The 17,183-nt window shown below is 44.4% G+C and carries 10 protein-coding genes and 1 pseudogene; 4 read left to right on the forward strand and 7 right to left on the reverse strand.

The features are described 5' to 3' along the window. The first annotated feature begins 357 nt into the window (after positions 1 to 357). The 4 genes from H3V12_RS05680 to H3V12_RS05695 all read left to right on the forward strand — a co-directional run bounded on the left by H3V12_RS05680 (position 358) and on the right by H3V12_RS05695 (position 10,063). Complete coding sequence (locus H3V12_RS05680; protein ID WP_198213416.1) at positions 358 to 6,102, forward strand: autotransporter outer membrane beta-barrel domain-containing protein; 5,745 nt, start codon at positions 358 to 360, stop codon at positions 6,100 to 6,102. A gap of 191 nt (positions 6,103 to 6,293) precedes the next feature. Further along, entirely contained in the window at positions 6,294 to 6,794 is a 501-nt protein-coding gene (locus tag H3V12_RS05685) for a hypothetical protein (protein WP_198213418.1), read from the forward strand. Positions 6,795 to 7,165: 371 nt separating this feature from the next. Further along, entirely contained in the window at positions 7,166 to 8,509 is a 1,344-nt protein-coding gene (gene yegQ, locus H3V12_RS05690) for a tRNA 5-hydroxyuridine modification protein YegQ (protein WP_198213420.1), read from the forward strand. 240 nt (positions 8,510 to 8,749) lie between these two features. Next, entirely contained in the window at positions 8,750 to 10,063 is a 1,314-nt protein-coding gene (locus H3V12_RS05695) for a reverse transcriptase domain-containing protein (protein ID WP_198213422.1), read from the forward strand. 122 nt (positions 10,064 to 10,185) lie between these two features. Here H3V12_RS05695 and guaA read toward each other — a convergent pair whose 3' ends face one another. From guaA to omp10, 7 genes and pseudogenes are all read right to left on the reverse strand, one after another. After that, positions 10,186 to 11,745, reverse strand: a complete 1,560-nt coding sequence (gene guaA, locus H3V12_RS05700; RefSeq protein ID WP_198213424.1) for a glutamine-hydrolyzing GMP synthase — start codon at positions 11,743 to 11,745, stop codon at positions 10,186 to 10,188. A 116-nt stretch (positions 11,746 to 11,861) separates the two neighbouring features. Next, positions 11,862 to 12,491: a 5'-methylthioadenosine/S-adenosylhomocysteine nucleosidase gene (locus H3V12_RS05705; protein ID WP_246787487.1), complete on the reverse strand. Its 630-nt coding sequence runs from the start codon at positions 12,489 to 12,491 to the stop codon at positions 11,862 to 11,864. Between the two features lie 5 nt (positions 12,492 to 12,496). Next, on the reverse strand, positions 12,497 to 13,780 hold the full coding sequence (locus H3V12_RS05710) for an RsmB/NOP family class I SAM-dependent RNA methyltransferase (protein WP_198213426.1): 1,284 nt from the start codon (positions 13,778 to 13,780) through the stop codon (positions 12,497 to 12,499). Positions 13,781 to 14,035: 255 nt separating this feature from the next. Next, the gene (locus H3V12_RS05715) at positions 14,036 to 14,491 is read right to left on the reverse strand and encodes an NfeD family protein (RefSeq protein WP_198213428.1); all 456 of its coding nucleotides are present in this window, start codon (positions 14,489 to 14,491) and stop codon (positions 14,036 to 14,038) included. A 229-nt stretch (positions 14,492 to 14,720) separates the two neighbouring features. Then, positions 14,721 to 15,629 (reverse strand): annotated as a pseudogene (locus tag H3V12_RS05720) (SPFH domain-containing protein); the annotation flags it as partial. A gap of 142 nt (positions 15,630 to 15,771) precedes the next feature. Beyond that, positions 15,772 to 16,767, reverse strand: a complete 996-nt coding sequence (gene hemH / locus H3V12_RS05725; protein WP_198213431.1) for a ferrochelatase — start codon at positions 16,765 to 16,767, stop codon at positions 15,772 to 15,774. 33 nt (positions 16,768 to 16,800) lie between these two features. Further along, positions 16,801 to 17,175: an outer membrane lipoprotein Omp10 gene (gene omp10, locus H3V12_RS05730; protein WP_075870232.1), complete on the reverse strand. Its 375-nt coding sequence runs from the start codon at positions 17,173 to 17,175 to the stop codon at positions 16,801 to 16,803. Positions 17,176 to 17,183 lie beyond the last annotated feature (8 nt).

The raw sequence follows: 17,183 nt of genomic DNA on the forward strand, positions 1-17,183 counted from the left end.
TATATTTTTACCCTACAAAATAGGCAATCCGGATCATAATTTTCCGATCCGGTACAATAATAAATCATCCCGACGAACCGGTTATGCCGGATATCAAATAGACATCACGCGCCGGTTTTAAATACCTATTGATATTTATCAAGTAATATGACACACGATTTATGTGTATTTAAATGTTTTTTGATATTAAACTGTATGTTGTTTAATAATAGTTTACATATATATAATGCAATACTTCTTTATGCCGTAATTACCTTGTAAAATAGGGGGAAGGAAGTTTTCGTTTTACTGCAAAGATCAACCCGTAATTCCATGATTTTGAACGCAAAATCACAAGATTCAAAGGGGCCGACGGTAATGTCGAAGTTAAAAAAACAATACAAAAAATTTTGCGATCAGGGTCTAGGATATCGAATTTTTCTTGCCACAAAATCGGGATTAAAACGCAAACTTTCCACACTTGCTGCCTCTTCTGCCATCTTTGCAGGAAGCTTGATAAGCAATGTCTATGCTGAAAATTATTGTAAAACGCAAGGCGGCTGGACTTCCGGTACGATTGCAACCAACAATAGTTGTACGGTAACGAATGAAAACTTCAATCCGGAAGATAGCGACAATTATTGGGGCGCTGCTCTTGCTTCCGGACCAGGTGAAGCACTGACAATCAATGGTAATCTTTCGGATATCAACAACGGAAAATCCGGTATTAGTCAACTTGACGATCTGGGAAATTACGATCCAGCCACTAAAGGCCAGACCAAATTCGTTTTAGGTGGAACGCAAGCTGTTCGTGTGACTGATAACGCCGGTCAATCTTATACGGTCAATGTGTATACAGACAGTTCTTTTACTGTTTCTGATTGGGGTAACGAAAAAGTTCTGGTAACGGAATCGGTCGGAGACCAGCAATATGTAAGTTCAGGATTTGGAAAAGCTGAAAACGGCGGTCACATTGATGTAAAATTTGATGATTTCAAGGGAAACAACAAGTACGGTGACGATAAGACCGTATATCTTGCTTTGAAAGACTCGAATTTGACATGGGCAGACGGTTCCGGCAGTGTCGTAGAATGGCATTCAAAGAATTCGTTTGAATCACGAGCTTATTACCTCCCGGATGATGACATTATCAACCGGATTAATGTCCCGGAATTTCCGCACAGTTTTACCGATTACAAAGGGGAAATGCGGACCATTAATTCTATCGATGATTTGAAAGCTTACAACAGAGAACTTATAGCTGCACTCCAAAGCAAGGATTATCCCGATTTTAAAACCCAACAGGCTTATAATGATGCTTTTAACAAAGCCAATCCGAAATCCATAGAAAAAGCCATACAAGGTCCGGGAAGCGATTATCCTAAAAGTGATGAAATATTTAAGCCCACAGGTAATACGCGCGCAATGTATGCCAGTAATGGCGGTAAGATAATTGTCAAATCGGGTGGCCAGATCGATACCGAGTTTGACCAAGGGGAAATGGCAGGTACACTCGTCGCAGAAGGCGGGAGCATTGTGGAGGTCGAGTCTGGTGCCATTGTCTCGTCACGACGAAATTCCACAATTATCCTCGGTAAGGATAATGAAGTTTCCAAAGCTCATACTTTCGGTACCAATAACGGTGTGGTCAATTCGGGCTTCAGAGAATCCCGTATACATGACACCACACAAGACAGTCAGGAATTTTCTTATGGCACTGCTGTCGAAGCGTTTTATGGTGGAACTATTGAGAATAACGGCATCATTAATGTAGCAGGCAATCGCGGAGAAGAAACCCCCTTTGCTTATAGTAACGGTTTTTATCTGTATAAAGTCGGCACTGGAACAAACAATGGTATTATAAACATCGGCGTCAACAATGATCCCCTGAACGGTCGATATGTCGGCGTCGCCATCGAAAGCAACTATTCAAAATTTACGAATAGCGAAACCGGAGTTATTTATATCGGACGGGCTGCACAATATGATACAATAACGCCGGAAGAAACGGCTGATACAAGCAATAGTAATAATGCCGAATTTTATGGTATCAGGGCATATGACAAAGCTGAAGCTATAAATAACGGAAAAATCATCATCGGTTCAAAAATGCAAAATGCTTCAGCTATGGCTGCCGATGTTCCGACAGATCCCGGCAAACAAGCGATTAATTTAAAACTGATAAATAACGGAACCATCATCATCAATGGTGCTGTCAACAACGGTTCCCAGTTAAATAGTGCCCGTAACTTCGGTATGAAAACGATTAATAACGGCTTGGATAACGAAGTTACCAATAATGGCCTTATCGAACTTAATGGATATAACGGTGTTGGCGTCTATGTTCTCGCGACATCCGGTAATTCAATTAACGCCAATGATGCCTTGGCCACGCTTACCAAAAACAGCGTCATAAAAATTTCCAGCCCCACCCAGAACGGCCCATTGATACGAAATTACGGCGTCTGGGTGGAAGGCCGCCCCAACGACATGTATTATGCTCGCGCCAAAATTGATGGAACGATAGAACTGGCAGGCGACGGCGCGGTCGGTGTCTATGTCAAGGATGGCGGCCAAGCGGATGTTACAGAACATGCCAATCCGCAATTTGTAAGCGGCAAACAACAGATCGGTTTTTATGTCTACGGTGTGCAAAGCAAAATTGTAAACAGCACAAAAGCGATGAATGTAACGACAGCTGCATCAAATCTTTTCCGTATTGACGGTGGTGCAAGCTTTTTGGGACAAGGAGAAGAGTTAACAGCTTCCGGTGAAAATAGCGTCATTCTGGAAGGGGCAGGAAGAGCTTCCGATACGGCTAGTCAAATAATTACCAAGGACGCGAAGCTCACAGTTACCGGAAAAGGTGCGGCGGCTGTATTAATCAATGGCGGAGCTTATGGAGAAATTAGCGAAAAAGGTAACACAGAACGCCAGATTTATCTTTCAGGAGAAGGTGCCATCGGAGGGATTGTTGATGGTCGTTATCACCGGATTGATGCGACCTATACCGAAGAAGTAGACCTGAACACAAAGTTGGTTAATTACGCCAAAATCAACACCGATTCACCAGATGTAACAGGATTCATTGCGCGCAATAGTGGTCTTCTTGTCAATTATGGCGTTATCACCATGACAAACACTGAGAATGCCACCGGCATCCATGTCATTGAGGGTGGGCGTTTGGAAAATCATGGTGATATTACTGTCTCGAACGGTGTCGGACTGCATATAGAGGGCCTCATAGGCACCGATACGCGCGCAAATGTTGCAAATGCCAGCACTATAACAGTAAATGATGGAAAAGCCGGCATCTATCTGGAAAAGAATGCTTTTTTAAATGCGACCGGAAGTCAGGGTAAGATTATAGTTTCGGGAAGTGCCCATGGCGTTTTGCTGAATTCGGATGCAAAAGGAATTGTTCTCGGCGTTGATGAAATAACTATTTCGGCTGGCGGAAATGGTAATGGTGTAGAAAATAACATCGTTTCAAATGACCCTGAATTCGCTGCCGAAATCGCTTTTAAACAGGCAACAATCAATGTCGAGGGTAGCGGTTCCGGTATTCGTACTGCCGTTGGTCTTGTTACGCATTATTTGGATGAGAATAATGTGTCGCAAGTGTCTAACGTCACAATCAATGTTGGCGCCAACGGTGTCGGTTATGATTTAAGAAACGCAAATTTATCCGATCCGGTTCTTCAGTCGAATGCCGTAATCGGGCCGGCTTATACAATCAATGCATCCGATCATGCGATTGGTTTGCGTACCAATACCAGCGGCGAAGTCACCAACCAGTCAACTGTTTTGTTAAAAGAAGGTGCTACCGGCACTGCCTGGCTTGCCGGTACAGCTTCCAAAGTACAAAATGACGGAGTCCTTGACTCGAAGAGTGCCAACGGTCTTTTGGTCGACCTCGCAAATAGGCCGACCAACGCTTCTTCCGGAACAACATTCATTAATACGGGGCAATTAACTGCCCAATCAGCCACTTCTGTTGCAGTACGGGGAAGTGAACTTGGCGACACCTTCATTTTTACAAACAGCACTTCAAACGTACGTGGACTTCTTAAAGCAGGCAAAGGATCGGATAGCCTTATCTGGTCGGGTGGACGTTGGGAAGGCGGTTTCGATATGGGAGAAGGAGATAATGACAATGCAACGATTTCCGGCCCCGTCGACACAAGCAAATTCAGCCATGCATTGGCCGGCCAAGGCAATAACAAGCAACTGACACTTCAAACCACAACCATAACCGGTGGTTCATTCAATCAGGATGATTTATCCAAAGGCGTAAATTTTGGCGCGGATTGGAATAAAATTGCTCTTACCGACGGCACCCGTTTAACTTTGACAGATAATGTTTTTACAAACGGCGATCTTGATTTTGAAATCGGCAAGCAAAGTACATTGATCGTCGACCACACCAAGTATCGCGGTACGGACGAAGCGCCAACGCTTTATAGCGAGGCAGATATCACTCGAAAAGCCGGAACTTTGGCACTGACAAATAACGGTCTCATTGATATGGGGAACAAAACACCCGACGGCATTACCGACAAACTGGTCATCAAAGGCAATTACCATAGTGATAATGGCTCTATCCGGCTAAATAGCAGTCTTGGAAACGATGGAGCTCCCTCCGATATGGTTGTTATTGATGGAGGGACTGTTTCCGGTACGACAACCCTTTTCATCGACAATCTCTTCGATAACCAGAAAAGTGAAATCACAAAATATGAAGGAATAAAAGTCGTTGATGCAATAAATGGCGCAACAACTGCGGAAGATAGCTTTGTTATCGGTGCCGGCTGGGGACGTGGCTACCGGCGCGACGACGGTGTGATGGCTGTTGCCGGATCCGACACTGCCTATGCCTATACACTTGCCCGTGGTCCTCTAAAGAAAGCGCGCGATCACGACGCCTATAACGACAACGAATACGCATACGATTGGTATCTTAGAAGCGGACAAGATAATTCAAATAATTCCGACGACGATAACAACAATACCGGTGGTAACAGTGGCGACGGCGGTAACAACAGCAACGGCTCGCATGGCGGGGGAAGCAATCAAGGTGGTACAGGTACAGACCGACCGGAACAGGCGAAACCTTATTATGGCCCGTCAGTCCCGCTTTATGAAGCATATCCACAAGTTCTGACGAGTCTCAATCGTTTGTCGACGTTGCAGCAACGAGTTGGTAACCGCTTTTGGGCGGATGGAACCGATAATACGGTGAATGAAGTTCATCTTTCCGATCAAGCCTCGACGCTTATTGAACACAACGGCTTTTGGGGCCGCATGGAAGGGAGCACAGGCAAAGTAACCCCCTCACGCTCGCTGACCGATGAAAATTACGGTCTTGATCTATGGCGCATGCAAAGCGGGATTGATGGTGCACTCGTAGAAAATGCCAACGGGATCATGATTGGATCTTTGAGCGGTCATTTCGGTCGTGCGGAAGCATCTGTCCGCTCCGATGACGGGCATGGCAAAGTCGAGGCGAACGGATATGGTATAGGGGCTGCAGCGACTTGGTATGGGTTCAATGGCAGCTATGTCGATTTACAATCGCAATCCACCTGGTATGAAACCGATTTCAATTCCAAGAATTTTACCCGTTCGGATACTGAAAACCAAAACGGTTTCGGCTATGCTCTTTCGGCAGAGGCCGGTCATCGGTTAAAATTGACAGAAACATGGGATATAACACCGCAAATCCAACTTTCTTATTCGTCGATAGATTTTGACAGTTTTCGTGATGGCTTGAATACAAAAGTGTCTCTGAAAGATGGTGACAGTCTGGAAGGCCGTGCCGGTATCGCTTTCAGCAGAGATAAAACGTGGATATCCGATAGCGGAGACCGGCGTCGCACACTTCTATATGGCATAGGTAATCTTTATTACGAATTTCTCGATGGAACGAAAGTGAATGTTTCCGGCACTTCGTTCCGGAATGAAAATGAAGATTTTCAAGCCGGACTTGGATTGGGTGGCAGTTATAATTGGAATAATGATAATTGGTCACTCTATGGCGAAACAAATATACGCGGTGCGTTCAAAAACGTCAGCGATAATTACAGTTTTGGCGGCACAGTAGGTTTGAGAATTAAATTCTGAGTTTGAAGAGGGATCGTTCTTCATCCATGCGATGGGGAATAATCCTTGAAGTCCGTTCCGGTTGAAAAACCGAAAACCTCAATTACCCTGAATGACAATTCCGCGTTCATTCTCTTTTTATCCAAACACTGGACTTTTTATCTTCCGACATAACTATTCATTTATTCGTTCAAACAATGGGGCAATATTCCATGTCTTTATGGGTAGAGGTTAACGATAAGATGCAACACGGCTATCGCTATGAACGCGTGTGTGAAGAGGGAAAGAACTTTTCAGCCGATTTTGAACCGCAGTTAACCCCTAAGCAAATGTTGGAAATGGGCGTTTTCGGCGGTAAATATATGACCGATTGCAGAAACGAGTTTCCTTCCAACTGGTTTGAAAACGCAAAATTATCACCCGAAGGCAAACGGGCGGACATGAATTATTATGGTGTATTGGCCGGAAAACCGCTTTCCTATTGGAAGGCTAAAGGCTGGATTTATGACAATGACCCTCGCGGCTGGTTCCAGTGGTATTGCCGTTATTATTCGGGCCGCCGTATCGAAGGCGAAGATGAGCGGCAGATCAAACGTTGGAAGCAGATGCACCGCCATGTCGCACAGCTCAGAAAAAACTGTGAACCCGATGATTTTTTCTGTCGTCCGCGCCAGCGTCAGGCACTTCTCCAATGGGCTTATTTTTGTGATTGAGGTTTACTTTCATCCTGCTTCAATCAAATCGGCCGTCTAAGCCGTGTCCACCAACTTGGCCACCTAAGCCGTGGCCGTCTATGGCGTATAATGATGATTTCTGCCTGAATAAAAAGTTTGATCGTTAGAACGCATATTTTCTTTGCCCGCGCTTTTACTCTCGCAGTTTCAGCGCTGTATTTTTACCCGCATATTTTAAATTATATTTTTTTAAAAATCTGCATGCTGTTTACTCTCGCTTTAACTTTCAATTCCACTAGAACCGTATGTGGCAATGAAGATTAATCTCGAGAAATTATGTTTCCTGACAGGTTGAACGGATAGGCCAGTTCTGCTAAACAACAGCTCAATTTTCGAGGCTCTTTCAATCAATGTCAAAACTTCATAAAACCGAATTGTTAAGTCCTGCGGGCACATTGAAATCTATGCGTTACGCTTTTGCCTATGGCGCGGATGCGGTTTATGCAGGCCAGCCCCGTTATAGCTTGCGGGTGCGCAATAATGAATTCAATCATGAAGAAAATTTGAAGATAGGCATTGACGAAGCCCATTCCGAGGGCAAAAAATTCTATGTTGTCGTCAACATTGCCCCCCACAACAGCAAGCTTAAAAGCTTTGTGAGCGAGTTAAAACCGGTTATCGACATGAATCCCGATGCTCTCATCATGTCCGATCCCGGATTGATTATGATGGTGCGGGAAAATTTTCCCGATGTGGATATTCACCTTTCGGTACAATCGAATGCAGTGAATTGGGCAACGGTCAAGTTCTGGAAAAGTATGGGATTGACACGCGTCATTCTCTCAAGGGAATTGTCACTGAAGGAAATTGAAGAAATCCGTGAAAATGTTCCCGACATCGAATTGGAAGTCTTTGTTCATGGCGCGTTATGCATGGCCTATTCAGGGCGTTGCCTTCTTTCGGGCTATATCAACCACCGCGATGCCAATCAGGGAACGTGCACGAATGCCTGTCGCTGGAAATACGGTGTCGAAGAAGGCGTCGAGAATGAACTTGGAGAAATTGTCAAAGTTGAAGAGACGGTAAGCGGGGAAATTCAACCCGATCTTGGTGAAGGGGCAACCACCGACAAGGTATTTGTGCTTCATGAAGCAAATCGACCGGAAGCCGAAATGACTGCGTTTGAAGACGAGCATGGTACATATATCATGAATTCGAAAGACCTTCGCGCTGTCCAATATGTCGAAAAACTGATCAATATCGGTGTCAATTCGTTAAAAATCGAAGGGCGCACGAAATCGCATTATTATGTTGCCCGAACCGCACAGGTTTATCGCAAGGCAATAGATGATGCTCTGGCCGGCCGCCCCTTTGACGACAATTTGATGGTGGTTCTGGAATCCCTAGCCCACCGTGGTTATACCGAAGGCTTTTTGCAACGCCATAAACATAAAGAATACCAGAATTATGCAACCGGCTCCTCGCTTCCCGGCCGCCAGCAATTTGTTGGCGAATTTACCGGAAAACGCGTAAACGGGCTTGCGGAAGTCGCTGTCAAAAACCGCTTTGAATTGAATGATAAAGTGGAAATGATGACACCGGATGGCAATATCAATTTTGCGATAAAATCGCTGAAAAACAAAAAGAACGAAGACATTACTGTAGCACCCGGTGATGGGCATATTGTCTACATTCCCATCCCCGAAGATGTGCAATTGAATTATGCTTTATTGATGCGGTATGTTTCAGCATAATTCTTAAAATATTTTTATTTAACTTGAAAATTATCTTAATTAATTATATACTCATGTCATATCGTTTGGCATGATTCACGTTGTGACCATGAATATAAACTTTCAGGTTACACTTCATGTTGAACACGCCAAGGTTGCTTGTGCTGCCTCGGTGTCTTGCTGCTCGGTATTTCCGTGCTCATTAGACGATGTGTTGCTTCAATGATCGGGTGAGTATGTAAGGGAGAGCTCGATTTGAGAATGAAAACCTCACTTTATAACGAAGTTCGTTCTGAAAGTAATATGTTTTCTGCATGGCGACATGTTAAAGAGAGTGCGCTTCGCTCAAGCAATCATGATATTCAGGCAGAAGCGATCAATTTTGAAACTGACCACCAGAGATATTTAAAGACCATTATCACCCAACTGAGACAAAAAAAATTTAAATTCGACCCTGTTAAAGGCGTTTTGAAAGACAAACGTAAAAGACAAAGAGAAGGAAAAGATCCGCGCCCGATAGCTATTGGAAGTATCAAAAATAGGGTGGTTGCTCGCGCAATTTTACAAGTTCTCCAACCACGCAACTCGGCGTTGACTAAAAATAGTTCTACAGCGATACAAGATGTCCGATTAGGCAAGATAAACAAAATAAATAATTCTCTTTATGGTGTTGGTGGTCTACTCTCGCCGTATGGTGGTGTCCGCCCTGCAATTAATTTAATAAATGATGCGATTAAAAACGGATGTGAGTATTTCTATAAATCAGATATAAAAGCATTTTTCACAAAAATTCCTGTCGATACAGTTGTTAATATCGTAAGAACAGAAACAAACGATATCGAACTATCTGAATTATTCAAAAAAGCACTCAGTGTTGAACTAAGCAACGAAAAAGAATTAAATTCTTACGCTTCCCTTTTTCCTCACAATGGGATTGGTGTAGCTCAGGGTTCTTCTTTATCCGCGTTTGCAGGAAATGTTTTATTATATGATTTTGATCATGAAATAAATAAAATGAATGTTACTTGTGTGAGATACATTGACGATATATTAATGGTTTCCAAAAATGAATCTGACCTACTCAAAGCATTTTCATATGCCAAATCACAAGTTGTTAATCTTGGATTCGATTTATACGAACCTGACAAAAATAATAATAAAGCCGAAACTGGAAAATGTTCTAACGGCATTAACTTTCTCGGTTGTACATTGCAAAAAAACCGATGTGTTCCTAGCGCTCAATCTATCAAAAACTTAAAAAAAGAAGTAAGAGAAATATTTGATATATCGTTAAAACACATACGTGAATATCTACAAAAGGATACTGACTTAAATAAATTCTATACTAAATCTTATGTCGTAGATAAAATAGGAAAGAAATATTACGGTTGGGTGAAGTCTTTTAGTTTTTGCACAGAAAAAAACATATTTACTCAATTAGACGATTTTATGAGCGAAAATCTTACTCAGTATCATTACAAAATAGAACGATATTTAATAAACGCGTCAAAATTTAAAAGGATGATTGTATTCGGCATTCCATCAGGTGAATATTTATATGAACCGAAAAAATAAATTGCAAATATTTTTTCTTTATTCCCAAACATATAACATTTTTAATGTCGTTGATTTAACATGCCATTGAGGAAACCTGTTCTTCAATGGCATTTACAATATTCTCGAATATTCGGTTTATTTTATTCCCACTCGATGGTTCCCGGTGGTTTGGACGTAATATCATAGACGACGCGATTGATGCCGCGCACCTCGTTAATAATGCGGTTTGCAGCTTGTGCCAGAAAATCCATATCGTAATGATAAAAATCGGCTGTCATTCCGTCGACCGAGGTCACAGCTCTTAGTGCGCAAACATATTCATATGTTCGCCCGTCACCCATGACACCCACCGTTTGTACCGGAAGGAGAACAGCAAAAGCTTGCCAGATTTTATCATAAAGGCCGGCTTTGCGAATTTCATCAAGATAAACGGCATCCGCCTCACGCAAAATATCGAGTTTTTCTCTGGTCACTCCACCGGGGCAACGAATAGCAAGGCCGGGACCAGGGAAAGGATGACGCCCGATAAATTTTTCCGGCAAGCCAAGCTCACGTCCTAACGCGCGAACTTCATCCTTGAACAGTTCGCGTAGTGGTTCAACCAGTTTCATATTCATGCGTTCCGGCAAACCGCCAACATTGTGATGGCTTTTGATGGTAACCGAGGGACCACCCGAGAATGACACACTCTCGATTACATCCGGATAAAGTGTGCCCTGTGCTAAAAATTCTGCACCACCAAGCTTTTTGGCCTCTTTTTCAAAAACCTCGATAAAAAGGCGCCCGATAATCTTGCGCTTCTTTTCAGGGTCGCTCACCCCTTCAAGCGCATTGATAAAAAGATCGGAAGCGTCAACATGAACAAGCGGAATATTATAAGTCTCGCGAAACATCGAGACGACCTCTTCAGCTTCATTTTTGCGCATCAAACCATGATCGACAAAAATGCATGTCAACTGATTGCCAATGGCTTCATGAATAAGCACCGCCGCAACAGACGAATCAACTCCGCCCGAAAGGCCACAAATAACGCGCCCCTTCCCTACCTGCCGGCGAATGGCAGATATGGCCTGTTCGCGATAGGTTTTCATCGACCAATCGCCTTTGATACCGGCGATATTGTGGACAAAATTTTGCAAAAGACGGGCGCCATCCAAAGTATGAACAACTTCAGGATGGAATTGCACGGCATAAAAATGGCGATTTTCATCGGAAATTGCAGCAAAAGGCGCACCTTTAGAGGTGCCGATAACCTTGAAACCTTCCGGCAAAGCAGTGACCCTGTCGCCATGGCTCATCCAGACCTGATGATGGGTTCCTTTTTTCCAAATGCCTTGAAAGAGAGCACTATCTTCTTTAACGGTAAGATCTGCGCGCCCGAACTCGCGTTCATGCCCTGCTTCGACTTTGCCTCCAAGTTGCGCGCACATTGTCTGTTCGCCATAACAGATACCAAGAACAGGAATCCCTGCATCGAATATTTCTTGGGGTGCTCTGGGCGAGCCTATATCAACGGTTGAATGGGGAGAACCGGAGAGAATAACTGCTTTCGGCTTGATACGCTTGAAAGCTTGTGCCGCAGACTGGAACGGAACGATTTCGGAATAGACACCGGCTTCACGCACACGGCGTGCAATAAGCTGGGTCACTTGCGAACCGAAATCTATAATCAGAATTGTGTCGGGATGTGTTGTGCTCATAGAAAGCCTTTAAAGAGTCTTTTGGATAAATGCAATCGGGTGTCACACAAGAAAACAGGTTTTTAAACCGCAAAGCTTTCGAAATAATGGCTCGTTATTTTGATAGCCCGTCAATTTCATTTTTCCGGTTGTTCCAGCACCTTATCAAGCAGCTTCAGCGCATTTGCCAGTTTTTCATCAACAATATGAAGATATTGTCGCCAATCCATTGGACGTCCCAGCTCCTTTTGACCATCGGATATACCGCGCAATCCGAACAAAGGAACATTGAATGTCTGGCAGCTTCGCAATACGGCATAGGTCTCCATATCAACCATATCGGTTTTTATATTTTTATAGCCATCACCCGAGACTACGTTGCCGCCGGTCGATAGGCTTGCAGACGGGAAATCGGGTATCAGTGTGGGCATGTCCACTGTTGCAGGCAGATCAACAAAAGGCGTTACCCCCTTTTCAACCCCGAGTACCGTCGCATCCATATCGCGCCAGCTCACAGACGACACCTGATAAACTTCTGTTTGTTTAAGCTTTTGTGAGCCACTTGAACCGAGCGAAACAACAAGATCGGGCAAGCGGCTCCCGTTTTTCATAGAACATAAAATTTTTGTTGTATGGATGGCAGCCTCGATCGGCCCAACGCCGATAATGTGCGGCTTAATGAGCTTTTTGAGGTGCTCGCCATATTCGAGTTCGGTTGCCATCAAAAAAAGAACCGATTTTTCACCCCACATGCTTGACCTCGTCATTATATTTAACGTTTTTCAAGAACCGATATAAAAAAGCCGTCTGTATCTGTACTTGCCGGAGATAAAACCAGCCCATGTGCAGGAAAAACCGGTTTCGGTGCCTTATCCCCAAAATGTTGCTTCCACAAATTTTTCATGTCGATTTCTTTGAATTGCGAATTCTCGGCAAGAAAAGCCGCTATTTGTTTGTCATTTTCGGAAGAAAGCAGCGAACATGTAATATAGACGAGATGACCGCCAGTTTTGAGATAAGGTAAAGTTGCATTTAAAACGGTTTTCTGTTCAGCAATACGGCGTTCAAGCTGGCCATCTGTCAAGCGCCATTTGGCATCCGGACGGCGGCGCCATGTTCCCGTACCCGTGCAAGGTGCATCAAGCAGCACAATATCCATTTGCTCCCTCAATGCGTCGAGTTCGCTTATATTGACGTGAGGTTGAACATTGCGCACACCGGAGCGGCGCAGACGATCAAAAATCGGAGCAAGACGGGCTTTTTCCGCGTCATAACAGTGAATTTGACCACGGTTTTCCATATCTGCCGCCATAGCCAATGTTTTTCCACCAGCGCCGGCACAATAATCGAGCACTTGCATGCCGGCTTTTGCTTCAGCAAGTCTTGCCACGATTTGTGATCCGAGATCCTGCACTTCAAAATAGCCTTTTTGGAAGGCCGGTTCTGCCTGCACATTGGGGTGCCGTTTTAATTTCTCGATCGGTGGAATGCGTAAAGCGCAATCAAACCATGAGACCGGTTTTGCACCTGTTCCCGCCAGTTCACGCACAATCTTTTCGGGTTTTGCCTTCAAGCGGTTCACACGTAAATCAAGTGGTGGGCGTTTTGCCAATGCGACAGCTTCATCAAGCCAATGGGAGCCGAAAATATCCTGAAATAGAGGTACACACCATTGCGGCAAATTTCCCCGGATATAATCGGGTGCTTCGTCAATATTTTTGGTGAGCCACATATTGCGGCTATGTTCACTCAATGGTTCCGGTGCAAAACGGTCTCCATCAAGACTACGCGCAAGTTCATCAAGCGAAAGCCCGCCATCTTCCAACATTGCACCAAAGGCTGTGTCATGAGGATCATCGCTATCCATACGCCATTCAAGCAAATAACGTTCCCGCAAGGCATCATAAACAATATTGCCGATTGCAGCCCTGTCACCTGCGCCAGCAAATCTATGCGAAAGCCCCCAGTCTTTAAGTGCTTCCGCAGCCGGCCGCCGGCGCGATTTGATATCCTGCAATACTTCAATTGCCGCCTGAAGGCGCCCACCCAGTCGCATAGTTTTTTCAATTCCTGCTTGATGTTCCAGTACAGGGAATAAACGAATTTATTAAAAAGGAAAACCGTTCACGAAAAAAAAGATCACGTTGATCGCTTTATTTATCACAGTTTAAAAAATGAAATCCGGAAGCTTTGTCGGAAAAGAGGAGAGCCTGACCGGTCGAAAATGAAGCACATCAAAAAATGTCCAACATTGATAAGACTTTTCAGCAAAACACATTGAAGAATTGCGCGATCATGGGTGGCCTTGAATTCAGGCCTTTTCAATTGTGAAAACACCATTATCGAAGGCAACCACTTTGACTTCTGTGCCCTCAGGAAGATCAGGCCCTTTGATGCGCCATATCGTATCATCAATACGGACGCGCCCTTTGCCATCGCGAACGGGTTCCTCAAGAACAACTTTTTTGCCAATGATCTGGTCGGTTCTCCTGTTTAATAACGGCTCGTCGGTTTCGCGATCGCGGCGAAAAAAATTACGACCTATCAACACCATGATGATAGAAAATATCAGGAAAAAAATGACTTCCACTTCCCAGTGTGCAATCCATGGCAGGTTGTAAAAAAGCAAAGAAACAAGTGCCGTTAAAAGAGCACCGAAACCGAACCAGACAAAAAATACGCCTGGGAAAATGAGTTCAAGAAGGAGCAGGATAAATCCTAAAACCACCCAGTTCCATGCTCCCAAGGTCATCAATAAATCAAACATCCTTGTTCCTTCTGAACACCAGTTTTTAACGCTCACTTTATGAAGTAACACTCACCATATGAAGCTTGCCGGCTTGTTTAAAAATTCAACCGTTTACAAACGGTCAAGCTCCTGAGGGATTTACCATATTCCGACTGCTCAAAACCACTTGTTTAAGTCGCATGCGACGACCATGATAGAAACACAATTTCCGGTTTTGCATGAAACCTTATTTCTTTTGCGATGCCGAGCCGAAAACTTCTTTTGCAATGGCACCGATGCCGCCTAGAGAGCCGATAAGCGAAGAAGCTTCCATTGGCATCAACACAACCTTCTGGTTATTGGCTGTACCAATAGAGGCAAGGGCATCGGTATATTTTTGCGCAACAAAATAATTGATTGCCTGAACATTTCCCTTCGCAATGGCTTCGGACAAAACCAATGTTGCTTTTGCCTCTGCTTCTGCCAGACGCTCACGCGCTTCTGCCTGCCGATAGGCGGCTTCCCGCTTTCCCTCTGCTTCCAGAATCTGTGCCTGTTTGAAACCTTCCGCCCGCAAAATATTGGCATTGCGATCGCCTTCGGCTTCAAGAACTTGTGCGCGCTTGTCGCGTTCGGCTTTCATCTGCCGGCCCATAGCGTCGACCAGATCACGCGGCGGCTGGATATCTTTTATTTCGATACGAGTCATCTTCAAGCCCCATGGATGGGCAGCTTCATCAACCACATGCAAAAGCTTTTCATTGATCGTGTTGCGGTTGGATAAAAGCTCGTCAAGATCCATTGAACCGACAACAGTACGAATATTCGTCATATTGAGGTTTAAGACCGCATAATTCAAATCCGATACCTGATAGGCAGATTGGGCAGCATTCAGCACTTGGAAAAACGCCACTGCATCAACCGAAACAGTTGCGTTATCGCGGGTAATGACTTCCTGAGTGGGAATATCAAGCACTTGCTCCTTCATATTGACGCGCGCGCCTATGCGGTCAAAAAACGGAACAATCAAATTAAGTCCCGGCATCAAGGTTTTTGTATAACGGCCGAAACGTTCGATTGTATATTGATAGCCTTGGGGAACCTGTTTAATTCCGGCAAACAATGTTGCAACAACCAGCACAACCAACAACAGTAAAGCGATATTAAAACCGACCACATTCCTCTCCTTGGGTAAATCTTAAGAACAGTGGCGGTATCGTTGCAGTTTTACCTGATCAAGGAAAGCTGCAAACAGCAGTGCTAGCCAGCTTTCCCCCGTTTAATGATCAATGCAAGTGTTTCAAAATGTCAGCAATACTTCAAATCCAGCCCTGAAGTTCTCTTCGTACAAGATGGGCAATGACTTTCATGCCGTCTTCACTGTCATTCAGGCAGGGAATATGGACAAAATTCACTCCGCCATTTTCTTTGAAAGTCTTTTGCGCTTCATGGCCCATTTCATCGACTGTTTCCAAACAATCAACGACAAAACCCGGATTGAAGACTGCGATAGATTTGACGCCTTCTTTCGCAAGTTTTTCAACGGTCGCGGCTGTATAAGGCTGCAACCATTCCTCAGGGCCAAAGCGTGATTGGAATGCCATAATGAGCTTGTTCTCGTCCATTCCAAGGCGTTTACGCAAAGCTTCGGTTGTGCGCACGCACTCTTCCGGATAAGGATCGCCGCGTTTTGCGTAGGATTGAGGAATACCGTGATAGGACGCAATGATCTTTTCCGGAACAAATTCGAGTGTCTTCAAATGTGTCTCGACCGAATGGGCGAGCGCGTCAATATAAACCGGATCATCGCTATAGGGTGGAACAGAGCGTATAGCCGGTTGATAACGACGTTTTTCAAGGCTTGCAAAAACCGCGTCGAGCACGGTTGCCGTTGTTGTGGCAGAATATTGGGGGTAAAGCGGGAAAAACAGAACTTTTTCGCACCCCTTCTCGATCATTGCGCCGAGCACTTCATCAATCGAAGGCTTGCCATAGCGCATAGCCCAATAGACGTCGACATTCGGTTCATTAAGAAGTGGACCGAGCTTTTCAGCCTGAGCACGCGTATAAGTGCGCAAAGGCGATTCATTCAATTCATAATTCCAGATACGCTTATAAAGTGCACCAGACTTTTTCGGACGTACGTTGAGAACTATTCCATAAAGAATCGGGTACCATAAAATGCGTGGCCATTCTATTACCCGTCGATCAGACAAAAATTCACGCAAATATTTGCGTACATTTGTCGAATCGGTACCTTCCGGCGTCCCAAGATTAATCAGGAGGACGCCAACTTTACTTTTTTTATTTTCCATTAAATCTCAATCTGTGAGTTCTGTATTACTAGTCTAAATTTTTCTATTAAGCGAGAATTGCGAACCGTTGCTTGATGTACACAAGAGTTGCATCGTGCTGTTCGAAACCGCGCAGTTTACGCGGGAAACTGTGCCGCGGACAATCGAGCGCATTTCGATTTCTACAAGTTGCGGATTGCGGAAGCGGTAATTTCCTTCAGAAAGCTTTTCTTTTGTATCGGAAGAACGAGTCTCGAAAATACCGTTTCTGAACGATGATACGATACCGTTTTTGTCAACCCATTGGCCATCTATTCCGGTAGGAATGTTCTGCACCGAAGGGCGCTGACCGTAATTTTGTGAAAGATTACAAGCTGAAAGGGCAAATGCCATTGCAGTGAGACAAAGAGTGGGCGCAATACGTTTCATCTGGTTTG

The organism is Bartonella sp. W8167, from assembly GCF_016100335.1.
Lineage (GTDB): Bacteria > Pseudomonadota > Alphaproteobacteria > Rhizobiales > Rhizobiaceae > Bartonella > Bartonella apis.

Bases quoted from the DNA above. Each gene is read 5' to 3' on its own strand.
- H3V12_RS05705 (WP_246787487.1), bottom strand. From the start codon at position 12,491: ATGACGAGGTCAAGCATGTGGGGTGAAAAATCGGTTCTTTTTTTGATG.
- H3V12_RS05680 (WP_198213416.1), top strand. From the start codon at position 358: ATGTCGAAGTTAAAAAAACAATACAAAAAATTTTGCGATCAGGGTCTA.
- H3V12_RS05685 (WP_198213418.1), top strand. From the start codon at position 6,294: ATGTCTTTATGGGTAGAGGTTAACGATAAGATGCAACACGGCTATCGC.
- H3V12_RS05695 (WP_198213422.1), top strand. From the start codon at position 8,750: ATGAAAACCTCACTTTATAACGAAGTTCGTTCTGAAAGTAATATGTTT.
- H3V12_RS05710 (WP_198213426.1), bottom strand. From the start codon at position 13,780: ATGCGACTGGGTGGGCGCCTTCAGGCGGCAATTGAAGTATTGCAGGAT.
- H3V12_RS05715 (WP_198213428.1), bottom strand. From the start codon at position 14,491: ATGTTTGATTTATTGATGACCTTGGGAGCATGGAACTGGGTGGTTTTA.
- omp10 (WP_075870232.1), bottom strand. From the start codon at position 17,175: ATGAAACGTATTGCGCCCACTCTTTGTCTCACTGCAATGGCATTTGCC.
- yegQ (WP_198213420.1), top strand. From the start codon at position 7,166: ATGTCAAAACTTCATAAAACCGAATTGTTAAGTCCTGCGGGCACATTG.
- hemH (WP_198213431.1), bottom strand. From the start codon at position 16,767: ATGGAAAATAAAAAAAGTAAAGTTGGCGTCCTCCTGATTAATCTTGGG.
- guaA (WP_198213424.1), bottom strand. From the start codon at position 11,745: ATGAGCACAACACATCCCGACACAATTCTGATTATAGATTTCGGTTCG.